The sequence below is a fragment of the Polyangium sp. 6x1 genome (genome assembly GCF_029946515.1).
Taxonomy (GTDB): domain Bacteria; phylum Myxococcota_A; class Polyangia; order Polyangiales; family Polyangiaceae; genus Polyangium.
In genome coordinates this window covers 36,276-60,093 of sequence record NZ_JARZHH010000030.1, presented here as the reverse complement: position 1 = coordinate 60,093, position 23,818 = coordinate 36,276, and the positions used below count along the sequence as shown (strand labels likewise).

Annotated in this window: 19 protein-coding genes and 1 tRNA gene; 7 read left to right on the top strand and 13 right to left on the bottom strand. The window is 69.6% G+C overall.

Annotated features, from left to right (window positions below):
* Window positions 1-18: 18 nt before the first annotated feature.
* Complete coding sequence (locus QHF85_RS26270; protein ID WP_281330062.1) at window positions 19-777, bottom strand: enoyl-CoA hydratase/isomerase family protein; 759 nt, start codon at window positions 775-777, stop codon at window positions 19-21.
* Window positions 774-1,793, bottom strand: coding sequence for a RimK family alpha-L-glutamate ligase (locus QHF85_RS26265; RefSeq protein ID WP_281330061.1), 1,020 nt, complete (start codon window positions 1,791-1,793; stop codon window positions 774-776). The genes QHF85_RS26270 and QHF85_RS26265 overlap by 4 nt, the downstream gene beginning before the upstream one ends.
* A 307-nt stretch (window positions 1,794-2,100) precedes the next feature.
* Between QHF85_RS26265 and QHF85_RS26260 the strand changes: the two genes are divergently transcribed.
* The 4 genes from QHF85_RS26260 (at window position 2,101) to QHF85_RS26245 (ending at window position 6,542) form a co-directional block, all read left to right on the top strand.
* Window positions 2,101-3,270, top strand: a complete 1,170-nt coding sequence (locus QHF85_RS26260) for an acyl-CoA dehydrogenase family protein (protein ID WP_348652766.1) — start codon at window positions 2,101-2,103, stop codon at window positions 3,268-3,270.
* Between the two features lie 113 nt (window positions 3,271-3,383).
* A tRNA-Ala gene (locus tag QHF85_RS26255) sits at window positions 3,384-3,456 on the top strand.
* A gap of 78 nt (window positions 3,457-3,534) precedes the next feature.
* Window positions 3,535-3,915 (top strand): hypothetical protein, encoded by a 381-nt coding sequence (locus tag QHF85_RS26250; RefSeq protein ID WP_281330059.1) that lies wholly within the window; start codon window positions 3,535-3,537, stop codon window positions 3,913-3,915.
* Window positions 3,916-4,028: 113 nt separating this feature from the next.
* Window positions 4,029-6,542 (top strand): hypothetical protein, encoded by a 2,514-nt coding sequence (locus tag QHF85_RS26245; protein WP_281330058.1) that lies wholly within the window; start codon window positions 4,029-4,031, stop codon window positions 6,540-6,542.
* A 364-nt stretch (window positions 6,543-6,906) separates the two neighbouring features.
* On the opposite strand, the gene QHF85_RS26240 is transcribed toward QHF85_RS26245, so the two are convergent.
* On the bottom strand, window positions 6,907-7,236 hold the full coding sequence (locus QHF85_RS26240; protein ID WP_281330057.1) for a hypothetical protein: 330 nt from the start codon (window positions 7,234-7,236) through the stop codon (window positions 6,907-6,909).
* The gene (locus QHF85_RS26235; protein WP_281330056.1) at window positions 7,233-9,032 is read right to left on the bottom strand and encodes an OmpA family protein; all 1,800 of its coding nucleotides are present in this window, start codon (window positions 9,030-9,032) and stop codon (window positions 7,233-7,235) included. Before QHF85_RS26235 ends, QHF85_RS26240 begins: the two co-directional genes overlap by 4 nt.
* 96 nt (window positions 9,033-9,128) lie before the next feature.
* On the opposite strand from QHF85_RS26235, the gene QHF85_RS26230 reads away from it, so the two are divergent.
* Entirely contained in the window at window positions 9,129-10,307 is a 1,179-nt protein-coding gene (locus tag QHF85_RS26230) for a tetratricopeptide repeat protein (protein ID WP_281330055.1), read from the top strand.
* Window positions 10,304-12,412 (top strand): tetratricopeptide repeat protein, encoded by a 2,109-nt coding sequence (locus QHF85_RS26225; protein WP_281330054.1) that lies wholly within the window; start codon window positions 10,304-10,306, stop codon window positions 12,410-12,412. The genes QHF85_RS26230 and QHF85_RS26225 overlap by 4 nt, the downstream gene beginning before the upstream one ends.
* A gap of 7 nt (window positions 12,413-12,419) precedes the next feature.
* Here QHF85_RS26225 and QHF85_RS26220 read toward each other — a convergent pair whose 3' ends face one another.
* The 5 genes from QHF85_RS26220 to QHF85_RS26200 form a co-directional block, all read right to left on the bottom strand.
* The gene (locus tag QHF85_RS26220; protein ID WP_281330053.1) at window positions 12,420-13,670 is read right to left on the bottom strand and encodes a tetratricopeptide repeat protein; all 1,251 of its coding nucleotides are present in this window, start codon (window positions 13,668-13,670) and stop codon (window positions 12,420-12,422) included.
* 9 nt (window positions 13,671-13,679) lie between these two features.
* Window positions 13,680-15,065, bottom strand: coding sequence for a phosphoglucosamine mutase (gene glmM / locus QHF85_RS26215; protein ID WP_348652765.1), 1,386 nt, complete (start codon window positions 15,063-15,065; stop codon window positions 13,680-13,682).
* 248 nt (window positions 15,066-15,313) lie between these two features.
* A complete protein-coding gene (locus QHF85_RS26210) occupies window positions 15,314-16,027 on the bottom strand; it encodes a glycosyltransferase family 2 protein (RefSeq protein ID WP_281330051.1) in 714 nt (237 codons plus the stop codon).
* Between the two features lie 151 nt (window positions 16,028-16,178).
* Window positions 16,179-16,679 carry an Hcp family type VI secretion system effector gene (locus QHF85_RS26205; RefSeq protein WP_281330050.1) on the bottom strand — a complete coding sequence of 167 codons (501 nt, stop codon included), beginning with the start codon at window positions 16,677-16,679 and terminating at the stop codon, window positions 16,179-16,181.
* A gap of 350 nt (window positions 16,680-17,029) precedes the next feature.
* Window positions 17,030-17,869: a MoxR family ATPase gene (locus tag QHF85_RS26200; protein WP_281330049.1), complete on the bottom strand. Its 840-nt coding sequence runs from the start codon at window positions 17,867-17,869 to the stop codon at window positions 17,030-17,032.
* A gap of 243 nt (window positions 17,870-18,112) precedes the next feature.
* On the opposite strand from QHF85_RS26200, the gene QHF85_RS26195 reads away from it, so the two are divergent.
* Window positions 18,113-19,873: a hypothetical protein gene (locus QHF85_RS26195; RefSeq protein WP_281330048.1), complete on the top strand. Its 1,761-nt coding sequence runs from the start codon at window positions 18,113-18,115 to the stop codon at window positions 19,871-19,873.
* 46 nt (window positions 19,874-19,919) lie between these two features.
* On the opposite strand, the gene QHF85_RS26190 is transcribed toward QHF85_RS26195, so the two are convergent.
* From QHF85_RS26190 to QHF85_RS26175, 4 genes are all read right to left on the bottom strand, one after another.
* Window positions 19,920-20,261 carry a response regulator gene (locus QHF85_RS26190; RefSeq protein ID WP_281330047.1) on the bottom strand — a complete coding sequence of 114 codons (342 nt, stop codon included), beginning with the start codon at window positions 20,259-20,261 and terminating at the stop codon, window positions 19,920-19,922.
* A gap of 68 nt (window positions 20,262-20,329) precedes the next feature.
* Window positions 20,330-21,733 carry a sigma-54 dependent transcriptional regulator gene (locus tag QHF85_RS26185; RefSeq protein ID WP_281330046.1) on the bottom strand — a complete coding sequence of 468 codons (1,404 nt, stop codon included), beginning with the start codon at window positions 21,731-21,733 and terminating at the stop codon, window positions 20,330-20,332.
* 7 nt (window positions 21,734-21,740) lie between these two features.
* Complete coding sequence (locus QHF85_RS26180) at window positions 21,741-23,399, bottom strand: protoglobin domain-containing protein (protein ID WP_281330045.1); 1,659 nt, start codon at window positions 23,397-23,399, stop codon at window positions 21,741-21,743.
* A gap of 2 nt (window positions 23,400-23,401) precedes the next feature.
* Window positions 23,402-23,785 carry a hypothetical protein gene (locus QHF85_RS26175; RefSeq protein ID WP_281330044.1) on the bottom strand — a complete coding sequence of 128 codons (384 nt, stop codon included), beginning with the start codon at window positions 23,783-23,785 and terminating at the stop codon, window positions 23,402-23,404.
* Window positions 23,786-23,818 lie beyond the last annotated feature (33 nt).

The following is a 23,818-nucleotide window of genomic DNA, read 5'->3' as shown; positions in this document are numbered from 1 at the left end:
GCGGGCGAGGGGAGGGGATCAGCCGCGTCGCTTGAAGAACGCGTCGATCGCAGCCTGATGCGCCGGGCCGGCCCAGACCTCGGCGAAGATGGCTCGCTCGCGCGAGATGGCGTCGCCGCGCATCGCGTTGCGGACCGCCATGAGCGCGCGTTTCTGCGCACCGACCACATTGCGGGCGCTGCCGGCGATGCGCTCGATGCGCTCGAGCGCCCGCTCGCGTGACGTTCCCTTGGGCACGACCTCGTTCACGAGGCCGATGCGCGCGGCCTCCTCGGCGCCGATCTTCTCGGCCGAGAACAAGAGCCGCGGCGCCTCGATCGGCCCCACGCGCTCGACGAGCCGCGTGAGCCCGCCCCAGGCCGGCGAGAGGCCCATGCGGGAATGCCGGAACGCGAGCGAGGCGTGGGCCTCGACGAGCACCATGTCGCAGAGGAGCAAGAGCTCGCAGCCGCCGCCGTACACGTCGCCTTGCACCGCGGCCACGACGGGCAGCGCGCTCGTCTCCAGGACCACGAGGTCGTCGTACATGTCGAGCACGCCGGACGGGCCCGCCTGCTCCCGCACGGCGCGGCTGATCTCGTGGAGATCCCCGCCCGACACGAACGTCTCTTCGCCCGTCGCCGTGAGCACGATGCCGCGGACCCGAGGGTCGGCCTCGGCCGCGCGGACGGCCTCGGCCATGCGGCGGGTGAGGTCTCGGTCGAGGGCGTTGCGGGTCTTCGGTCGGTCGATCGTCAGGACGAGCGCGTCGCCTGTGGGCTCGATCCGCAGGCTCAAGTCGGCGCCCCGCGGACGCGGCCATTCAGGCGGCCGTTCAGGCGGGCGGGGATCGGCGGCATGCGCCGGGGCGGCGGCATGCGCTCGTCGTGGATCACGTTCGTGATGCGCAGGTCGACCTCGCGCTGCGAGATGCGGCCGTGCGTCGCGGCGTACTTCTCGGCGTGCTCGATGATGGCCGAGGCCACGTCGATGCCGCTCGCGCGCTCGACGCCTTCGAGCCCGGGGGAGCTGTTGATCTCGAGGATCTTCGGCTTCTTCTTCGACTCGAGCATGTCGACGCCGGCGACCTCGAGGCCCATCACCTTGACCGCGCGGATGGCCGCGTTGCGGTAGGCGGGCAGGAGCTTGACCTTGTCGCCCTTGCCGCCGCGGTGCAGGTTCGAGCGGAATTCGCCGGGCTTGGCGACCCTGCGCATCGAGGCCACGACCTTGCCGCCGACCACGATGATGCGGATGTCGCGGCCCTTCGACTCGCGGACGTACTCTTGCAGCACGATGTCCTGGCCCATGGCCCAGAGCGTCTCGAGGAGCGAGTGCACGGCCTGGGGGGTCTCGGCGATCATGGTGCCGATGCCCTGCGTGCCCTGCTGGAGCTTGACGATGGCGGGGCAGCCCACGAGCTCGAGGGCCGAGTCGACGCCGGCGGGGCTGCGCGCGCAGATCGTCGCGGGGACGTCGATGTTCTTGCGGTTCAAGAGCTGCAGGGCGCGCAGCTTGTCGCGGCTCCGGGCGATGGAGACCGCGCTGTTCAGCACGGGCACGCCCATGAGGTCGAACTGGCGCACGACGGCGAGGCCGTAGTTCGTGATGCTCGCGCCGATGCGGGGGATCACGAGGTCGAACCGAGGGACGGGGTTGCCCTCGTGGAGCAGGCTCGATCGGCCCTTGGAGACGACGATCTGCAGGTCGAGCGGGTCGATGACCGTGACCTCGTGGCCACGCGCGCGGGCCGCCAGGACGATCCGGCTGGTCGAGTAGAGGTTCGGGTTGCGCGAGAGGAGGAGGAACCGCATCCGGGGGGACCGAGGCTAGAGCATCGACAGGGTCGATGCTCGGAAGATCGCATGGCGATCTTCCCTCCGGGGGGTGAATCGGCCGGGCTCCGCCTGGCCGAGAGGGGGACGCGAGGCGTCCCCCTCGGGACGAAAGAGCTTGGGAGCCGGGGCGCGCGCTTCCCTCGGCTTCCCCGGCCTGGATACGGCCTCACATTTCTTCCTCTTGCGTTCGCGAATGTTTCGTGTACGAATCATTCTCGAAACGCCGGGAAATCGTGGGGTGGAGGCGCCCTTGCGGCCGGCGAAAACCGAGGAGTTCGTGGCCATGTGGCAGCCCTTCACCGAGGAGCACGAGCAGTTCCGGAAGACCGTCCGCGCGTTCGCCGAGAAGGAGCTCGCGCCGCACGCGGAGGAATGGGAGGACGACGAGTGCTTCCCGAATTGGGTGTTCAAGCGTGCCGGTGAGCTCGGCATCCTGGGCGCGCATTTCCCCGAGGAGCACGGGGGCCTGGGGCTCGACTACTGGTTCAGCGCGGCGAAGGCGGAGGAGCTGCCGCGCTCACGCCTGGCCGGCGTGACCATGGGCCTGCTCGTGCAGAGCGACATGGCGACCCCGGTGATCAGCGATCTCGGGACGAAGGAGCAGATCGAGGAGTTCCTGAAGCCCGTGCTCGCGGGGGACAAGGTGATCTCGCTCGGCGTGAGCGAGCCCGCGGCGGGCAGCGACGTGGCCGGCATCCTCACGACGGCGCGCAAGGACGGCGACGACTACCTGCTCAGCGGGCAAAAGACGTTCATCACGAACGGCACGCGGGCCGACTTCGTGACGCTGCTGGCGAAGACGACGCCCGACCGCGGGGCGCACGGCTGCTCGTTTTTCCTGGTCCCGACGAACCTGCCGGGCTTCAGCGTCTCGAAGAAGCTGAAGAAGATCGGCAACAAGTCCTCGGACACGGCGGAGCTCTTCCTCGACGAGGTGCGGGTGCCGAAGCGGTACCTGCTCGGCGAGGAGAACATGGGCTTCATGTACCTGATGCAGAACTTCCAGAGCGAGCGGCTGATCGGTTCGGTCAGCGCGCTCGCCGGCGGGTTCTACATGCTCGAGCACTCGGTCGCGTACGGCCGCGAGCGCGTGGCGTTCGGCAAGCCGATCCTCAAGCGCGAGGTCTGGCAGCACAAGTTCGTGGACCTCTACACGCGGGCGGAGGCGGCGAAGTCCTTCGTTTACAAGTGCGTCGACCATTACAACGACGAGCGCTACGTCAAGAAGGGGCCGGTCAGCTTCGACACGGTGAAATACATCTCGATGGCGAAGGTGCTCGTGGGCGACGTGGTGAGCGACATCATGGACGCCTGTCTGCAGTTCCACGGCGGCTGGGGCTACATCGAGGACTTCCCGATCGCCCGCGCCTGGCGCGACCAGCGGCTCTTCCGGATCGGCGGCGGGACGACCGAGACCATGAAGTACTACATCGCGAAGTTGATGGGCTTCTGACCGTCCGGACCGACCCTCCCACCAGAAAAGTGCTCCGCTGTAGGTTGGATCGCTAAAAAAACAGGAGACAAACGGGCTGGGAGGCTGTAGATACTGCGCCTCCCAAGCACGACGGGGCTGTAGCTCAGTTGGGAGAGCGTCTGACTGGCAGTCAGAAGGTCAGGGGTTCGATTCCCCTCAGCTCCACCGGTACGAAGGACGATGAGGGCGCCGCAGAAGATGCGGCGCCCTTCGTCGTTTGTGGGCACGGATCCGGAGAGGAACGTGAATCCTTCGGTCCGCGCGTGGCGGCTCGCCCTGGCAGGGTACGTGGCGCTGCTCGGGGTCATCTCGGGCCTCGCGTACGCGCGCGGGCTGCCGCTCGCGGTGCTGTCGACGCCGTACCTCGACAAGGTGCTGCACTTCGGGCTGCTCGGCGGCGCCTCGTTCCTCGCGCGGCGGGCCACGGACGACGCGCGCGTGCCCCGGATCGGGCTGCCGGCAGGGCCGGTCGTGGTGGGGCTCGTCGCCACGGTCGAGGAGTGCGCGCAGAAATTTTCGCCGACGCGGACCTTCAGCCTCGGTGACCTCGCGGCGAATCTGCTCGGCGTGATCGTCCTCGGCTGGCTCGGAGGACCCCGTGGACGGAGCCATCGCGGCGATTGACTGTTTTCTGGCGAGGCGTTTACGATCGAGAGGAGATCCACGCGCGCTCGATCGCACGAGCGCGCGTTCGCGGATCGGCTTCTGGATCCTTTCGACTCGGCGGAGCGCTTGGCATGAGGACTCATACGATCCGGCGGTGGCTCACGGCTGCACTCCTTGCTGGCAGCGTGTCGGCGGCGGCGATGAGCGCGAGCGCGGCCGTGCCCGTGACGATCACCAACCAGGGGCGGCTCTTCGACGCGGACGACGGGCCGATCAACGGCTCGCTCACGGTGACGTTCGCGATCTACGACGCGGCAAACGCGCAGACGCCGCTCTGGAGCGAAGAGCACAAGGTCGACTTCGACGAGGGGTTCTACTCGGTCTCCCTCGGCTCGATCGTGCCGTTCGACAAACTGTTCGATGGGTCCGTGCGATACCTGGGGATCACGATCGAGAGCGATCCGGAGCTGCTGCCGCGCGCGCCGATTCAGAGCGTGCCGTATGCGCTGCTCGCGAACGACGTGAACGGGGACATCCACCCGACGAGCGTCACGATCAACGGGACCGAGGTCATCAACAACAACGGCGAGTGGGTCGGTCCGCCGACGGGGCTCGTGGGCCCGACAGGTCCGCAAGGTCCGGATGGCCCGGTCGGTCCGGCGGGTGCGACGGGCGCCCTGGGTCCGGTCGGGCCGATGGGTCCGACGGGCGCGGATGGCGCGGTGGGTCCGGCGGGTGCGATGGGTCCGATGGGGCCGACCGGCGCGATCGGTCCGGCGGGTCCGATCGGGCCGATGGGGCCTGTGGGCGCGACGGGCGCGACCGGGGCTGTGGGTCCGATGGGTCCGATGGGCCCGACGGGTGCGATGGGTCCGCAGGGGGCCGTAGGGCCGACGGGGCCGGTAGGACCCATGGGCGCGCAGGGTGCGACGGGTCCGCAAGGTGACGTCGGACCCATGGGGCCGACGGGTGCGATGGGTCCGCAGGGGGTTGTAGGCCCGACCGGGCCTGTTGGACCCATGGGCGCGCAGGGGGCGACGGGTCCGCAAGGTGACGTCGGACCGATGGGCCCGACGGGTGCGATGGGTCCGCAGGGGGCTGTAGGCCCGACCGGGCCTGTTGGACCCATGGGCGCGCAGGGTGCGACGGGTCCTCAAGGTGACGTCGGACCGATGGGCCCGACGGGTGCGATGGGTCCGCAGGGGGCTGTAGGCCCCACAGGGCCTGTTGGACCCATGGGCGCGCAGGGTGCGACGGGTCCCGCGGGAGCGGTGGGACCCACCGGCGCGACAGGTGCCATGGGTCCGCAAGGTCCGATCGGCGCGACGGGCGCCGTGGGTCCGCAAGGCCCGATCGGCGCGACGGGCGCCGTGGGTCCGCAGGGTCCGCAAGGCATCCAGGGTGTGCAGGGTCCGGTCGGCCCGACGGGCGCCGTGGGTCCGCAGGGGCCGATCGGCGCAACGGGTGCGGTGGGTCCGCAAGGTCCGCAAGGCATCCAGGGTGTGCAGGGCCCGGTTGGCCCGACGGGCGCGCAGGGTCCGCAAGGCATCCAGGGTGTGCAGGGCCCGGTTGGCCCGACGGGCGCGCAGGGTCCGCAAGGCCCGGCCGGCTCGGCAAACATCAACGGCACGACGAACTTCATCGTCAAGTTCACGAGCGCCACGACGGGCGGCAACTCGCGCCTCTTCGACGACGGCACCAACGTCGGCCTCGGCACCACCGCCCCGAACTCCCCGTTCCACGCCACCTCGGCGAGCACGGTCCGCACGCTCTTCGCCGAGAACACGAGCACCGGCGGCACAGCGATCGTCGGCATAAACACGGCGGCGGCCAACACCGGCGGTGGTGCCGGCGTGTACGGCATGACGAACCAGAGCGCCCTCGCAGGCGTGTACGGCGACAACAACAACACGAGCGGCACCGCCATCCACGGCGCAGGCCAGAACGTCGGCGGCTTCATCCTCGTCGCCGGCTCCGGCGGCTCATTCACCGGCCAGACGACAGGCACCTACTCGAGGAACCTCTCCTCAGGCGTCGCGCAAGCCGAGTACACCGACAACTTCGGCGACATCGTCCGCGTGAACTTCTGGGACGGCCTCACGAACTTCAAGATCCAGGGCATCGGCACCGTCTCGACCACCGTCCAAGACCCAACCGACGCCACAGGCCAGCGCCGCGTGACCCTCTACGCCCCCGAAGCGCCAGAGGTCCTCTTCGAAGACTACGGCGAGGCGAAGCTCGACCACGGCTTCGCCCACGTCGAGCTCGACCCAATCTTCACGTCCAACGTCCAAGTCGACGAGCGGCACCCCCTCCGCGTGTTCATCCAGCTCGAAGAAAACGATCAAACGCGCGGCGTGGTCGTAAAGAACAAGACCGCAACAGGCTTCGACGTGGTGGAGCTCGGCGGCGGGACCTCCAACATGCCCTTCCAGTGGCACGTCGTCTGCAACCGCGCAGACGAAATCACGCCAAGCGGCCGCCTCTCCCATTACGCAGATCTACGCTTCGGCATCGCGCCGGAACCGCTCGCATCAAGCCCCACGCGCATCGATAACCCGAGCACGATGGGCCCGAGCGCAGCCGCGGATCCGTCGCACACGTGGCTGCAAGCGCTGCTGCCGCTCATGCGCAACGGGCGATAAAGCGGTCTCATCGGGGGGCGCCGCGCCGGGGCGCTGCCCCGGTCCCCGCGGGGGCTGTTCGCCCCTCGACCCGAACCAGGCGCGGCCTGGACCGGGGGTGGAAGAACTGCGCTCCGCGCAGTTCTTCCAACGGGCCGGTGGCAAGACCGTGGAGGTCGTCTCACGCGTCGACGGGCGTTGCCGGTCGAACCGTCGTGGCGGGCAGGATCGCCTATGGTCTTGACCTGGCCTGTTCGATGAACTGCGCATCGCGCAGTTCATCGACCCCGAGTCCAGCGCTTGCGCTGGTCCGGGTCCAGGGGCGGACAGCCCCGGTGGGGTCTGGGGCAAAGCCCCAGTGCAGCGGCCCCAGCGCAGCGGCCCCTCAGGGCGCTTGCGTGACGCCGGGCATGCCGCCGTTCAGGCGTTTGCCTTCGGGCAGCTTCTGCACGCTCTGCGGGGTTGGCTGGCCCATCGTGTAGATGAGCTTGTACTTGCTGTTTCGCGCTTGCGTGCCGGCGGCGACGATCTCTGTCCCGGGGAGGCCGTTGGCTGCGATGGGTGGCGTGTGGCCGCCCTGGTTCTCGACCTCGAGCGTCCCGCCTGCGTCGCAGCCCAGTGCGCCCAGCACCGCGAAGATCGCGAGGGATCCGACCGAGAGACGCGCGAGGGAAGCCATGCGTCGATTGTAGAGCTGGCCTCGGGCGAGGTTCAAGGCTCTCGTTTCTTGATGATCACGAAGTTTGCGCGTCGATTCTGCTGGCGGCCTTCCTTTGACTCGTTCGAGTCGACGGGCACGGACGCGCCGTAGCCTTTGGCCACGAGCTTCTCGGGGGGGATGCCGCGCTTGATGAGCCAGGTGCGCACCGAGTCGGCGCGGCTCTGCGAGAGGATCTGGTTGTACTCGTCGGCGCCCATTGCGTCGGCGTGGCCCTGGACCTCGATCAGCTCGATCTCGGGGTGCTGGAGGATTGCGTCGCGGACCTCGTGCAGGAGGTCGTCGCTCATCGGATCCACTGTCTGGTATTGGCTCGATTGCCCGAAACGGAAGCGGATTTGACGCCGGATGACGATCTCTCTGTGCGTGACCTCGACCTTCGGGCAGCCGTTCAGCGCGGCTTCCTCGTCGGGTTTTCCGGGCACGTCCGGGCATGCGTCCGTCTTGTCGGGGACCGTGTCTGCGTCGCGATCGGGCGGGCAGCCGTTCTTCTTCGGGTCCTCGTTCGCTACGCCGGGATCCTTCGGACAGGCGTCGACGACGTCGCGAATGCTGTCGTTGTCGGTGTCGGGCGGGCAGCCGTTTTTCTTGGGGTCGTCGTTCTTTGGGCCTGACTCGGTCGGGCAGGCGTCCTTCGGATCGACGATGAAGTCGTTGTCGGTGTCGGGCGGGCAGCCGTTTTTCCTGGGATCGTCGTTCTTTGGGCCGGGCTCGCGCGGGCAGGCGTCTTGTTTGTCTGCGATGGTGTCGCCGTCGGTGTCGACCGGGCAGCCGTTTTTCTTGGGATCCTCGTTCGACGGGCCCGGCGTGTCGCGGCAGGCGTCGTGTTTGTCCGGGATGTCGTCGCCGTCCGTGTCCTTGTCGGCCGGGGCTGCTTGCGGCTCGTAGCCGATGCTGCCGACCGCGGAGAAGACGGGCGTTCCATAGCCCTGCGTGAGGCCTGGTCCTGCGCCGGCGCCGACGACCAGGAAGGGCAGCGGGCGGAGCTTGGCGCCGAGGAGGAGCTCGGCTGCGACCGGTGACGCGACGGTGATGCGCGTGTCGGGCGTGTCGGTGATGACTTCCCGCGCGAAGGGCGTCGACAGCGAGAGCTCGGGGCCGATCTGGAAGAAATCCTGGCCGAAGACCACGGCCGCGCCGGCGCGTGTATCGAACGTGTGCGGGCGGGCCGAGGCGCGCAGCGTCGTGCCGACCGAGACGCTGTACAGGAACCGATCGACGCGGCCACCCAGGACGACGTGGGGCTCGCCGCGGACGGCGCCTTCGGCTGCGTACCCGGCCGGGCCGGTGGGCGTGTAGAGATAACCGCCGAGGCCGACCTGGAAGGCGCCGCGATCCTCGCCGAAGAGCCGCACGCGCGCGCCGATGCGCAGGTCGCCGACCTCGGCCGATTGCGGCGAGGTGAACTGCGCGCCGATGACCGTGGGGCTGTCGCCGCCTTGCGCGAGCGCGAAGGGCATGTCGAGCGAGACGAGCAGCCGATCCCAGAGCGCGAACGAGGCGTTCACGTGGAGGAACGTCTGCTGCGAGACGATGGTGTGGCGGACGTCGCCTTCCCGGACCGAGAGCGGGCTCAGGCCGAAATCGATGACTGCTTTGGCGCGGGGCACGAGGTGTCCGCCCACGCCCGGGGAGGGGACGCCGAAGAGGGCGTCGCCTGCGACGGAGGGCTGGAAGCGCTCGAGCGCGCCGGTCGCGCTCGTCTCCTGTGCGAGGGACGGACACGCGAGCAGGAAAAACGCGGCCCCGGCCAGGATCGACCGAGTCCGCCCCAGGCGGCGATCGAGGCGCATAGACGCAGAAAACCCTGACCATGCGTGGGCTGTCAAGCTGCGTGGCAGACGCGATGCTTTCGCGAGGGCGACCCGGCGGAGTACAACGGCATGCCGATGGATCGCCGAACCGCCGCTCGCGCCGCGGCTTGCCAAGCCGTCTTGCGGCCCCTCCTGCTGGTCGTGGCGCTCGCCGTGGGGTGCGACGCGCTCCCCGACCTCGCGGTGACGCACCTCGACCGGGGCGATCGCGCGCTCGCGGAGGGTCGGTACGGGGAGGCCCTCGCCGCGTACGCCCACGCCCACGAGCTCGCACCGCACGATCCGCGCGTGCAACGCGCGCAGATGCGGGCGCGGATCTCCCTCATGGCCGAGAGCCCCGCGCGGGTCGCCTCGGACGCGCTGGAAGATGTGGCGTACGAGGCGGAGTTTTTGCGCGGGACGGAGAAGGGCCTCGAAGCGGTGTGCCTGACCGCGCTCGGGAACGTGCTCGCGCGGCGCGGGGACCGCGAAGGCGCGCGGCTGAAGCTCGCCGAGGCCGTGAAGGCCGATCCGAATGCGTACGTGGCGCACGCGGCGCTCGGGGCGCTCCTCGCCGCGAGGCCGGAGGGCGTCGCCGAGGCGAAGGTCGCGCTGGAGCGGGCGCTCGCGCTGCGGCCTGGGGCGGCCGGTCCGCTCGCGGGGCTCGGGAAGATCAAGCTCGCCGAAGGGGATGTGCCCGGCGCGATCGAGCGGTTCGTGGCGGCGCTCCAGGCGGGGGACGACTTCGGGACGAGGCTCGCGCTGGGGAATGCGCGCCTCCAGCAGGGCAAACACGCCGAGGCCGCGGCGGATCTCCAGCGCGCGGTGCAGATGGATCCGCGGAGCGCGGAGGCGCTCGGGCTGCTCGGGCAGGCGCTGCTCGGCGCGGGGAAACTCGACGAGGCGGAGCGGGCGCTGCGGGCGTCTTTGGAGCTCCGGCCGGACGCGGGGACGTCGATCGCGCTCGGGTTCACGCTGGCGCGGCGGAAGAAGTCGATCGAGGCGCTCGGCGTGCTCGAAGGGGTGCTCGCGGTCGATCCGTTCGCGCCGCCGGCGCTGCTCGGCGTGGGCATGGCGAACGAGGATCTCGGGCGCGCCGAGCAGGCGCTCGCCGGCTACCAGCGGCTCCTCGCGCTGCCGCTCGAAGGCCCGCAAAAGCAGCTCGTCGCGGATCTTCAGCGAGAGGCGAAGGGCCGGGCTGAGGCGCTCTCCGCCGCGCAAACGAAGGCCGAGGCCGAGGCCGCCGCGGAAAAACCTCCCAAGGCGAAGCGATGACCCTGCGCTCGTTCGGCGCGGCGCTCGTGACGTTCCTCCGGACGCACGCCGTGCTCCTCGGGGTCGTGGGGCTCGGGGCGGCGCTGCGGATCTCGTGGAACGACGTCGCGTCGTACGCGCCCGCGGACGAGGCGTATTACGTCTCGTCGACGCAGTTTCTCACACGCGAGGGAATGTCCGCGTACCCGCGGCTCGTGGCGGCGCACCTCGAACGCGCGGATCTCGCGGCGTCCCCCACGCCGCTCCGGTGGGGCTACTTCGCGATGACCACGCTCGCGTGCGCCGCCGACGCGCCGTGCGACGGCCGCGCGCTCGCGTGGCTCTCGACGATCGCGGGCGTCGTGTCGATCGTCTTCACGTACCTGCTTGGCGCGCGCCTCGTGGGGCCACGCGCAGGGCTCGTCGCCGCTGCGCTCACCGTGACCTCGCCGCTCCAGCTCGCGCTCTCTCGCCGCGCGTTGCAAGACGAGGTGTACTGCGCGGTCTTCCTCGCCGCGTCGTGGGCGCTCGTGCGGCTCTTTCAGGACGAACGCGATTCGCTGCGCGCGCGCGCTCGACCGATGGCGCTCTTCGCCCTCCTCGCGACGCTCGCGTTCGCCGTGAAGGAGGCGTTCGTCTTTCCGTACGCGGGCCTCGCGGCGGCTACCGTCCTCGCCGCCCGTTCGCGCGTCCGCCCCGCGGATGCGCTTCTCTTCCTGGTCCCGCCGGCCCTCTTCTTCGCGGGCTTCGTGCTGCTCGGCCGCGACGCTTCGGCCTTCTTCGACCTCGTCCGCCTCACGCGGGCCTCGTTCCTCGACGACTACGGCATCCAGTTCCAGAGCGGCCCGCCGCACCGACCCCTCTTCGACCTCTTCGTGCTCGCGCCGATCGTCTGCGTCCTCGGGACCTTCGCGCTCGCGCGTCTGTCCGAGCGTCCCCGCGAGAACCGCGGCGCGCTCTGGCTCGCGTCCTTCTTGCTGGTCTCCCTCGCCGCGTTCGCGGTCCTGCCCAAGAACCTGCGTTTCCTCGTGGTCGCGGATCCGATCCTCCGCCTGCTCGCCGCGTGGGCGCTCGTGACGTTCCCCTGGGCCGGGCGCGCGCGCGGGGCCGGGTTCGCCGCGGCCTGGCTGCTCCCCTCGGCCGTGCTCGAGCTCGCCCTGTTCCACGAGACGTTCATCACCTTTCGCACCTATGATCCCACCACGAACGACGTCCTCCGCGCGCTCGGCGCCCTGCCCGGTCCCGCCGCGCGCGCGGGCTCGAGCGTCTCGCCGCTCGTCTTTTTCGCGGCGCTCGGGGCCCTGCTCGTGGGGGTCGTCGTCCGGAGGAAGGTCGCCGTGACGGAACCGGAAACCAACGCAGAACGCAGGGACGAGAAGGCCGCCGCGCGCGCGCCGAAAGAGGCCGGCGGGTCGAGCTTCGTGACCTTCTGGATCGGCGCCGTCGTGGTCGCCGCGCTCTCGGTCGTCATCGCCTGGAAGGCTTCGAGCCCGGTTCCCCTCGGAAAACCGGGCGGCGTGGGCCTCGCGATCGGGCCCGCGAACCCGCGCGTCGTCCCCACGCGAAGCGTCGCCGTGCAGGCAGATCCGATGACGCTCGGGCTCGAAGCGCTCTACACGCGGAACGATCCCGTCCTCGCGGCGGCGCGGTTTCGCGAGGTCCTCGCGCAGAACCCCGATCATTACGGCGCGACGTACCAGCTCGCGACGGCGCTCGAACTGACCGGCGATCCCCGCGGGGCACGGCCGCTCTGGGCGAAGATGGCGACGATGGCCGACGGGATCGGCGACACGAAGACGGCCGAACACGCCCGCGCGCGTTTGACCGCGATCGACGCGCGCGTCGGTACGCCGACGATGAACGATCCGGAAACCTCGATGCGGCTCGGGCTCGAAGCGCTCTACCAGCAGAAGGATCCCGAGGCCGCGGCGGCGCATTTCCGCGCCGTGCTCACGCACCACCCGGATCACTACGGCGCGACGTTCCAGCTCGCGACGGCGCTCGATCAGGCCGGCAGGCCGGCCGAGGCGCGGCCGCTCTGGACGAAGATGCTCGGCATGGCCGAGGGCATCGGCGACACGAAGACCGCTGAAGCCGTGCGCGCGCGCCTCGCGCAGAAGCCTTGAGCGCCAACTATTTGAGGCCCAACGACCGGGCGAGCTCGGGGCCGCGCGAGTCCTCGGGATGCGCCTCGCGGAGCTTCTGCGCGTGGTGCTTGGCCTCGTCGACGACGCCGCGGCGGAACGTGAGGAGCGCGAGGTTGTAGCGCGCGTCCGCGAACGAAGGGTCCGCCCGCAGGGCCCCGAGGTATGCCGAGCGCGCGGCGTTGTAGTCGCCGCGGCGATCGGCCACGAGGCCGAGGTCGTACTGCGCCTCGGCGTCGCCCGGATCGGCGGCGACGAGCGGGGCGAGCACCCGGGCGGCCTCGTCGAGATCGCCCTTCACGAGCGCGGAGGAGCCGACGAAGAGCGCGGCGCTCCGGCCGGCGCCGAGCTCGACTGCGCGCTTCGCTTCCCGCATCGCCTCGGCGTCCTTGCCCTGGCCCGCGAGCGCGAGCGCGAGCGCGTACCGGAGCCGCGCCTCGGCGCCGCCGAGGGCGAGGGCGCGCCGGGCCTCCTCCTCGGCCCGCATCCCTTGTCCGCTCAAACCGAGCGCCTCGGCGTGGAGCGCGCGCAGATCGGCGTCGCCGGGGCATTTTTCGTGCGCAGCGCGCGCGAGGCCTTCCGCTTGCACGAAGTCGCGCGCGCGGATCGCGATCTCGGCGCGCTCGCCCTGGCAGCGGCAGCTCCCGGGGTGCAGCCGCAAGCACTCGTCCGCGACGGCGCGCGCCGCGAGAAAATCCCGCGCGCCGAGCGGCCTCCGCGTGAGCTCGCCGATCGCGCGCGGATGCTCACCGTCGCGGCGCAGCGCTTCCCACCACATCTGCGTGGGCGACGCGAGCCAGGACGACGCGGACGCGAAGGCGAGCGCGCCGAGCGTGAGCACGAAGAGCGCCGCGAAGTGCCGCGCATGGCGCGCGCGCGGGAGCTTGTTTCCCGCGAGCGTCGAGGCCGCGAGGGCCATCGAGGCCCAGGCCGGGACCGCGACGAACACGACGCCCTGGCCGAGCGGCGCGCGGCCCTCGCGGAAGTAGAGCGCGGCGCCGAGCGCGGCCGCGACGGAGACCCACGCGAACGCCGCGCTCCACGCGAACCCGCGCGGAGTCGCGCCCCACGCGCGAAGCCGCAGAGCGCCGTAGAGCACGGCGCCGAGGAGAAGGACGGCCAGAATGGCCCCGACGACCGGGTTTCCGGGAGGCGAGGGCTCGGGCGAGAGCAGCGGTGGCGCGAGCGCGAGCAAGAAAAGGCGCGCGGCGCGCGTCACCACGTCGAGCAGGAGGAGCACGCGCGGAATTTACCCCGCCGCGACGCTCGACACGTCACTCTTCGCGGCCTCGACGATCTCTTGGGCGTACTTCGCGATCTGCGCCTCGTCCTCGCCCTCGACCATCACGCGGAGCTTCGGCTCCGTGCCGCTCCAGCGGACGAGCACGCGGCCCTTGCCGCCGAGGATCTTCTCCACGCGGTCGACGACGAGCCGCATCGTCTGCATCGACTCGAGCGGCATGCGCCGCACGAACGTGGCGTTCTCCAGCACCTGCGGCACGCGCTGCATCGCCTTCGAGGCGAGCTCCGAGAGCGGCTTGCCCGACTCCAGCATGATCGCGAGGACCTGCAGCGCCGCCACGATGCCGTCGCCCGTGGTCGCGTGGTCGAGGAAGATGAGGTGCCCGGATTGTTCGCCGCCGAAGCTGTAGCCGCCGGCGCGCATGGCCTCGACGACGTACCGGTCGCCGACCGCGGTGCGCTCGACGCGGCCGCCCTCGGCCGCGAGCGCGCGTTCGAGGCCGAGGTTCGACATGACCGTGCTGACCACGGTGCCGCCCGGCAGCTTGCCCTGGCGGAGCAGGCGCAGCGCGACGAGCGCCATGATCGCGTCGCCGTCGACGATCTGGCCCTTCTCGTCGACCATGATCACGCGGTCGGCGTCGCCGTCGAGCGCGATGCCGAGCGAGGCGCCCTTGCGCACGACCTCGGAGGCCACGTGGTCGGGGTGCAAGGCGCCGCAGTCGCGGTTGATGTTGCGTCCGTTCGGCTTCACGCCGAGCGCGACGACGTCCGCGCCGAGCTCGCCGAAGACGAGCGGAGCGACCTTGTACGCGGCGCCGTGCGCGGCGTCGCAGACGAGCTTGACGCCGTCGAGCGAGAGCTGCGCGGGGAAGGTGTTCTTGCAGAAGACGACGTACCGCCCGCGCGCGTCTTCGAGCCGCATGGCGTCGCCGATGGCGGCGCCCGTCACGCGGAGCGCGTCGAGCTCGCCGCCCTCCATGAGCCGCTCGATCTCGGCCTCCTCGGCGTCGGGCAGCTTGAAGCCGTCGGGGCCGAAGATCTTGATGCCGTTGTCGCCGTACGGGTTGTGGCTGGCGCTGATCACGACGCCCGCGTCGGCGCGCATGCTGCGGGTGAGCTGCGCGACGGCCGGCGTGGGGATCGGGCCGCTCAGCATGACGTGACCGCCCATCGCGCAGATGCCCGAGGCGAGCGCGGTCTCGAACATGTAGCCGCTGAGGCGCGTGTCCTTGCCGATGACGACGCGCACCTTGCGGCCCTTGCCGCGCCGCGCGACGAACGCGATGGCGCGTCCGAGTCGCAAAGCCATCTCGGGCGTCATGGGCGGTTCGTTTGCGGTCCCACGAACTCCATCCGTCCCGAAGAGCTTGCGTCCGCTGCTCTTGGTCAAAGGCTCCTGCTCCTTTTTCCTGGTCGAATCCGTCCTCGCCACGCCGCCACGCTAGCCGCGGACGGGGCCGAACGTTAGCCCCTAGATGAGGCGTACGTCGGTGAAGTACCCCGGCTCTCGTGAGGCGGGCAGTTCGATGACCACGCGGAGAAACGGGTTGTTCGGGAGAGGAGGATTCTCCGGCGAGCGGACGGAGACGGCGCGTCCCGGACGCCGTCCCCGCGCTGAACCCCGCAATCGTGCAGCCGTCATCGCGTCGCGATGCGCCGATACGCGACCCGCCCGACCACGTAGCCAATCGTGAACACGTGCCACGGCCGGAGCCCGCTCGCTTCGCCGCGGTAGACGGGTTTCACCGCGACTTCGTGAATGCGATGCCCGTGCCGGGCGAGCGTGCCGAGCAAATCGTTCGGGTATCCATATCGCCCCCACATTCCCTCGCGGAGCAGGCAATCGATCGCCGCCGCGCCGATCGCGGTATACCCGCACTGGCTATCGGAGAGCGACGAAAGCCCGGCCGCGTGCCGCGTCATCCACGCGAGCGCCGAGGTGCCGAGCAGCCGGTGGAGCGGCATGTCCTTCCAGACGGCGGGATGGCGCAATCGGTCGCCTTTGACGTAATCGGCTTCGTTCCGCGCCACGGGCCCGACGACGTCAGGCAGGTCGAGCGGATCCATCTGCCCGTCGCCCGCCATCACGGCCGCGACGTCGGCTCCGAGCGCTCGCGCCTCGCGATACCCGGTCAGGATGGCCGCGCCGACGCCGCGGTTCTCCGCGTGCCGCACGAGCACGAGGCGCCCGTCTCCCGCGGCGCGCGCGGCGGCCGAGGTGGCGTCGTCGCTCGCGTCGTCGACCACGACGATGTGGTCCACGAACGAAGGCACGGACCGCACCGTATCTGCGATTCGATCCTCTTCCCGGAAAGCCGGGATCACCACGGCGACGCGCGCACCGGAGAACACGGGCGACGCCTTAGCGAACCATCGTGATGATTTCAACCCGCGCGGAACCTCGAAGGAGGCGGTGGGCCTCCGAGGTTTTTCCGAGGCGCACAAAACGAAACCGGGCGACCCGAAGGCCGCCCGGCTGATTTCGCTGGGCGTTAGCCCAACATCACACGGGCGTCTCCCAGTCGTCCTCGGCCGTGATGCCGCCCTCGGTCCACGTCCAGATGATCTTCTGGTACGTGAACGCGATCTCCTCGTACTCGGCGTACTTCATGAGATCGGGGTTCCGGTTGTTCGGCATGCGGAAGTTGATCGACGCGATGTTCGCGTTGATCAGGCGCACCGTGTAGTGGTTCACCTCGGTGCCCACGCCCTGCTGCGCCTTCACCTGCGGCGTGTAGTGCTTGAGCTCCCACTCCGAGATGTTCTCGTTGTACACGAGCGCGCTGTAGAGCAGCGGCGACGCCTTATCGAGCTCCTTCGTCACGATGAAGGGCTTGTGCATGCGCTTGCCCGTCGGCAGGCCGCTCGCCGGGTCACGGGGGCTCATGATCTCGTGCGAGACCGCGATGACCATGATGCTGTTCTCGCGACCCTTCTGGGTCACGGAACCCTTGATCTCGCCCTGCTTCTGCCCCTTCAACCGGAGATACGCATTGAGAGCCATGGTGCTAACCTCTTCCGTTTGGTCGTGCCGTCCCCTGGACTCAGTCTACGCCTTATTGCGCGCTGGCAGATGACGGTCTCCCAGCCGAGCCCGGAGATCCGAAAACCCCCGCGTTCGGTCTTTCGGCTTTCCCTCGTTTCCACCCCGGCGTCAAGCATCTTCGTGCCGGACTTTGGAGGGGAGCCGACCAGGCATCATTGCATTCGTCGTGCCACCCCTCGGACGACAAAAAGACGCAGCCAGGCCGTACGGCTACCGTGTCATTGCGTGAATTCGGGGGGAGGGTGGGGCAAAAGGCCTGGATCTTCGAGGCCCCACCGTGGGGAAACGAAGATCCAGGATGCGGTGCGTCAGGAGCGATATTTGCGGCCGCCCGCGAGCTGATCGGCGTACGCGACGAGATCCTGCTCTTTCTTGAGCAGCGCGCCGAGGAAGGGCAGCGCCTGTTCGAGCTTCACCTCGTCGAGGCCCGCTTTGCGGAGCGCGGCGATCCAGTCGATGAGCTCACTCGTGGACGGGCGCTTGCGGAGCCGCGACATGTTGCGAATCTCGTAGAAGACCGAGAGGACCTGATCGACGAGCGTCCGCGCGAGCTCCGGGTGGTGGACGCTCACGATCTGCCGCATGAACTCGCGGTCGGGGAAATCGATGAAGTGAAAGACGCAGCGGCGCAGGAACGCGTCCGGAAGCTCTTTCTCGTTGTTGCTCGTGATCACGACGACGGGGCGCTCCTTCGCGACGTACTCGTCGCCCGTCTCGGTCACGCGGAAACGCATGCGATCGATCTCGTGCAAGAGGTCGTTCGGGAACTCGAGGTCGGCCTTGTCGATCTCGTCGATGAGCAGGACGACCCGTTTGTCCGAGGCGAGCGCGCGGCCGAGGGGGCCGAGCTTGATGTAGCGGCGGATGTCGCGCACGTCGCCGTCGCCAAAGCGCGAGTCGTAGAGGCGCTGGACGGTGTCGTACACGTAAAGCCCGTCCTGCGCCCGGGTGGTGCTCTTCACGTGCCACGGGATGAGCTCGGTCTCGAGCGTCTGGGCGATTGCCTCGGCGAGCAGGGTCTTGCCCGTGCCCGGCTCGCCCTTCACGAGCAAGGGGCGTTCGAGCGCGAGGGCGCAGTTCACCGCGGCCTCGAGGGCTTCGTTCGTCAGATAACCAATCGTGCCGCGAAAACGACGAAACTCCGTCATGGGCGGCAACCTAGCATCGTCTCGCCCGACGGAACGATGTTCTCCCCCAATACGCGCGGATTCCGCGAGGCGCCCACGGTCCGCGAATCGGCAATGCACACATTCGTGCCCGGTGCAAGGAAATTCGATGAATTGGCTTGACTTCCCCGGGTGGGTTTGCTCTCTGTCGCCGCCGGGACTGCTCGGGCCGCTGCGACGTTCGCTGCGGCACCCGGGGGGGCTCGTCGTGGCAGCATGGTGGACGTGAAGAATCAGGCAGATGCGCTCCCCGAAGACGCCCCCGAGGACGGGCGGCCCGGCGAACCCGAAACGGGCGCCGGGGAAGAAGAGGCCACGCCGGAGGCAGGTTCGTCCGCGCCTGACGCCGCGCGCGACGAGGACGCGCGCCCCGAGCCCGCGCCGATCGCGCGCGCGCTGCGTGCGCTGTTCGGCCTGACGATCGCCGCGTGCATCGGCGTGATCGCGCTGAAGGTGATCGCGCGCTTCGACATCCGGACGTTATGGGACGACGCGTACATCTTTCAGCGATATGCGCACAACCTGCTCCATGACGGGCGGATTGCCTGGAATCCGGGCGGCGCGCCGACCTACGGGCTGACATCACTCGCGTTCCTGGTCGTGAACGTGCCGCTGCTCCTCGCGACGCGCGGCAACATGAGCCTCGCGGCGATCCTGTCGAGCCTCCTGCCGGGCGTCGTGCTGCTCGCGCTGCTCGCGTGGCTCGCGAAAGAGGCGGCCGGGCGCAAAGTGGCGGGCGTGGCCGTCGGGCTCGTCTTCGTTTGCCTCGCGGGGTCGACGTTCGCCGACCACTTCGTGAGCGGCATGGATACGACGTTCGGCCTGTGCTTCGGCGCGACGTATTTGCTCGTCGCGCACCGGCTTTCGAACGCCCCGTCGAAGCGCCTCGTCTGGGCGCTCGGGGTGCTCGGAGGAATGTCGTTCCTGATCCGGCCCGAGCTCGCGATGATGGCCGTGCTCGTGCCGCTGTCGTTCGTGGTCTTCCCGAAGAGCCCGGCGGATCGTCGCGGCGGGGCGATCGCGCTCGGCACGACGCTGGGCCTGCTCGTCGTGCACGTCACGGCGTGCTGGCTGTATTTCAAGACGGCGCTGCCGCTGCCCTTCTGGGTGAAGGGGTCCGCGCACTACGGCGCGGGGTTCGCGAAGGCGTATTACGGCGACAACACGAAGCTCTTGATCCCGTGGCTCGGGTCGTTCTGGCCGCTCTTCGTGCCGACCGCGGTGGAGGTGCTCTCCTCGCCGCGCGCGTTCGTGAAAAAGGCCCCCGCGATCGACCGAGCGCTCGTCGTCACGGTGACCCTTCTGCTCATCTACACGTGGCTCGTCATGACGCAGATCATGGCCCAGTCGCAGCGGTTTTATTATCCGCTCGTGCCGATCCTCGTCTTCCTCGCATCGCGCAGCATCGGCCGGCTCTTCGCGCTCGCACCGCGACCCGCGGCGGCTTCTCCGGCGGTCCCGCTCGTCGCCGCGGGCGCGCTCTTGTTCGCGTTATGGGAACTCGCGCCCACGTTCACGGCGGCCGGCAAGGATCTGCTCGGCGCGGCGCTCGGCGGGACGGTCGGCCGGTTCAACATGCAGAAGCACGTGCTCGAACAGGGGCCGCAAGGCTACTGGTTCAAGCTCGATCGATTCGCCGCGCTCCCGGACGACGTCGTCATCGCGACGACCGAGGTCGGCTTGCTCGGCGCGCTGAATTCGGGGAAGACCGTCATCGATCTCGCGGGGCTGAACGAGCCGCGGTTCGCGCTCTCTCGATTCTCGGCCGACACGCTGTTCACGGCCTGGAAGCCGGACATCATCTACATGCCGCACCCGGATTACGAGGAGATGACCGAGGGCATCCAGCGGCACCCCGCGCTCGCGGACTACGACGTGTATTCGAAGGGGCAGATCCAGACGAGCGCGTTCGGGGTCGCCATTCGAAAGAGCAGCAAGTATCACGCCGAAATGGACGCGATCGTGAAGGAGAGGCGCAAGCGCTGAGCCGCTCGGGAGGCGCGCGGTTTGCGCCCCCCTGCAAGGCGTGCGTTCACGTGCCCGTCCGATCGAGCTCCTTCGCGAAGGTGGGATAATCGAGCGGCTTCGTGAACACACGCGGTGCGGGGTCGAATGCCCTCGCGTGGGCCGCGATGAGCTCGGGATACCCCGTCACCATGAAGATCGGCAGCGTGGGGTCGCAGGAGCGCGCGTATTTCGCGACGGCGATGCCGTCGGCATGCGGCATGTGCAGGTCCGTGACGAGGACGTGGGGCAAAGGCCCGCGCGAGAGCCTCCCGATGGCGACGGCGCCGTCGTGGGCGACCTCGACGTCGAAGCCGTCCTCTCGGAGCATCCGCACGAAGACACGCGCCGAGCGGATGTCGTCGTCCACCAGAAGAACCAGTCGGCGTGGCCGTTCGTTGGTGTCCACGAACGGGGGACCTACAAACCCCGTGCCACTCAGCCGGCGCCTTTTTTGTCCTTTTCCTTCGGGCCGACGCCGTACTCGTGCAGGCGGTACTGGATGGTGCGCACGCTGATGTCGAGCATCTCGGCGGCCTTCGCCGTCGAGCCATTCGTCGCGTCGAGCGTGGAGAGGATCGCGAAGCGCTCGATTTCCGCCATCGTCGCGCCGGGAATGCGCACGCCCCCCTTGGGCAGCGGCGCCACGTCGATCGGCAGGTCGTCCTCGTCGATCTGCGGGCCCTCGCAGAGCACCACGGCGCGCTCGATCGCATTCTCCAGCTCGCGCACGTTGCCCGGCCAGCGGTGCGCGAGGAGCTTTGCGCGCGCGCGGTCCGTCACGCCGTCGATGCGCTTCTTGTTCTCGACCGCGAAGCGCCGGAGGAAATGCATCGCGAGCAGGAGCACGTCGCCTCCGCGCAGGCGGAGCGGCGGCATCTCGACGTGCACGACGTGCAGGCGGTAGTAGAGATCCTCGCGGAAACGGCCGTCGTGCACGTCCTTGGCGAGGTCGCGGTTCGTCGCGGCGACGAGGCGGACGTCGACCTCGATGGGCTCGTTGCCGCCGACCCGCTCGAACGTGCGTTCCTGCAGGACGCGGAGGAGCTTGACCTGCGTCGCCGGCGGGATCTCGCCGACCTCGTCGAGGAACAAGGTGCCGCCGTTCGCCTGCTCGAACCGGCCCACGCGGCGTTTGTCCGCGCCCGTGAAGGCGCCGCGCTCGTGGCCGAAGAGCTCGCTCTCGAGCAGGCTCTCGGCGAGGGCCGCGCAATGCAGCGTGATGAAGGGGCCGTTCGCACGTGGGCTCTTCTTGTGGATGGCCCGCGCGAGCTCGCCCTTGCCCGTGCCGCTCTCGCCCGTGATGAGGACGGTGGCGCGGGCCGGGGCGACCTGCTTGGCGACGCGATAGACCTTTTGCAGCGCGGGGCTCGATCCGATGAGGCCCTCGAACCCCTCGCCCTCGCGCTCGCGGAGCTGGCGGCGCAGCTCCTCGGCCTCGGCCTTGAGGTTCGTCCGCTCGATCGCGCGCTCGATCGCGAGCGTCAGCGCGTCGAAATCGATGGGCTTCGTGATGAAATCGTCCGCGCCGCTGCGCATGGCCTGGACGGCGGTCGAGACCTCGCCGAACGCGGTCACCATGATCACGGGGACGCCGGGGTAGGTGGCGCGGAGCTTCTGCAAGAGCTCGAGGCCGTCCATGCGCGGCATCTTGAGGTCCGTCACGACCACGTCCGGCGGGCGCTCGGTGGCGATCTGCAGCGCGCTCGGGCCGTCGGCGGCCGCGTCGACCGCGTAACCCTCCTGCCGCAGGAGCTTTTCGAGGCCGGATCGGGCGCTCGCCTCGTCGTCGACGACGAGCACGCGTGCCCTGGGTTTGCCCGCGATTTTCGTGTCCGTCATGGGAGCCTCAAGGGAGGATCTTTCCCCCATTGCCGCCTTCGTCGTGCGCGCCGAGGCGGAGCGGGAGCGATACACGGAATACCGTCCTGCCGGGGTGGCTGTCGACGTCGATCGTGCCGCCGTGGTCGGTGACGATGCGGTGGACGATCGCGAGGCCGAGGCCCGTGCCCTCGGGCTTCGTCGAGAAAAACGGGTCGAAGATCGGGGCGTCGGGGCTCGCGAGGCCAGGCCCGTCGTCCTCGACCTCGATCACGACGTCCCGCGGCCTTCGCCGCGCCCGGAGCGTGACAGAGCCGCCGCGCGTGGGCTCGAGCGCCTCGACCGCGTTCTGCAGGAGGTTCAGGAGGACCTGCTGGATCTTGGGCGTGTCGAGGTCGAGCACGAGCTCGCTCGTGGGCAGCTCCAGGGCGAGCGTGACGCCGGTCTGGAGCGCGCGGGCCTCGACGAGCTTGCCCGCGCGCTCGCACACGGCGCGCATCGACGTGGGGCGGAGCTCGAGGGGCTTCGGCCGCGCGAAATCGAGGAACTCGCTGACGAGCTTGCCGAGTCGCTTGATCTCCTCGCCCACGATGTGGACGGCTTCGAGCTGCTCGCCGTCGGCGCCGCTCTTGCGCAGGCCTCGTTCGAGGAAGGTGACGTGGAGCTGGGCGCCGTTCAGCGGGTTTCGGATCTCGTGCGCGAGGCCCGCCGCGAGCGTGCCCACGGCCGCGAGCTTCTCGTTTTGCCGGAGCCGCGCGGCGAGCGCGTTCTCGTCGGTCGTGTCGCGGCCGACCGCGAAGAAGACGATGTCGTCGTCGTCGCCCGGCGCATACGCGAATTGCCAGCGGACGTCGCGGATCTTGCCGGCGCGGGTGCGGACCGCGCTCTCGACGTCGTCGATCGAGGTGCGGCCTTCGCGGCTCTCGAGGAGCGCCTGCAAGAGGCCCGCTTGTTCGTCGTGGAGGGCCTCGGGCAGGAGCGCCTCGTGGAAACGTGCGCCGAACACCTCCTCGCGCCCGAGCCCGGTGACACGCTCGGCCTCGCGGTTGAAGAGGCGGATCCGGGCCTCGCGATCGAGGCCGACGACGAGGACGCGCGCGAGCTCGACGGCGCTGACGTAGCGGTGCTCGGTGCGGCGCAAGGCGAGGTCGACCTCGGCCCGTTCGAGGCGCTCGCGGCGCTGCGTGCGCGCGACGAAGTGATCGCGGTAGCTTTCGAGCATGACCGCGAGCTCGATGTCGAGGATGCGGTCGAGCGCCTCGCGGCAGGCCGACGCATCGGCGCCCATGGTGTCGTCGACGACGCGCAGGAGCGCGACGCGGATCAGCGCCATCGCGGTGAACATGTAGCGCTGCGGGAGGCCGATCTGGACGTGGATCCGGCCGATTTCGAGGGTCTTCTTGAAGTACGCCTCGTCGTGCGGGCCCTCGCAGAGCCGATCCATCCAGCGGACCATGGAGCCCTGGAGCCGCTTGATCTGGGCCTCGCCTGTGAAGACGTCGTGCGCGTCGTCGTGCTCGCGGATGCGGTCGTAAAAGGCCGTGGCGATGCGCTCGAAATGCGGGGCCGCGCGGGGCCGGAGCGCGCGGAGCAGGCGCGCGTCGTCTTCCCCGAAGCGCACGTACCGCAGGAGCTCCTTGACCAGGCTTTCGTCGGTTTCTGTGCGAGGAGAGGCCAGACGATCCATCTTCACGAGGGTTCGGGCGCCGAACCGTCGTCCACGTTGCCCTCGATGAAGCCTTCGAGCAAGGGGAGGTCCGCGCCGAACCAGCCGACCCGGCAGCCCGGGCGGCGCAAGGCTTGCGCGTCGGATGCAAGGCGTGCGTCGTCGTCCCGTGGAGGCTCGTTCCCCTGGGTCTCTTGCGCGGCCGGTTCCTCGGTGCAGACGAGGTAGCGATGGCGCAGCGAGAGGCCGGTGCACGCCGGGCAGAGGGCGCATCGATCGACGTGGACCGCGCTGCCGCGGCGCGGGCAATCGACGAGCAATCCTTTGCCGCCGGGGCCGAGGACACGAATCGGGAGGCGATGCACCTCGGGCGGCGTGCTGCGAGGCGGGGGTGTGCGGCTCGACATGATGACGCGTCCGTCATGCAACGGGCGGGCCGT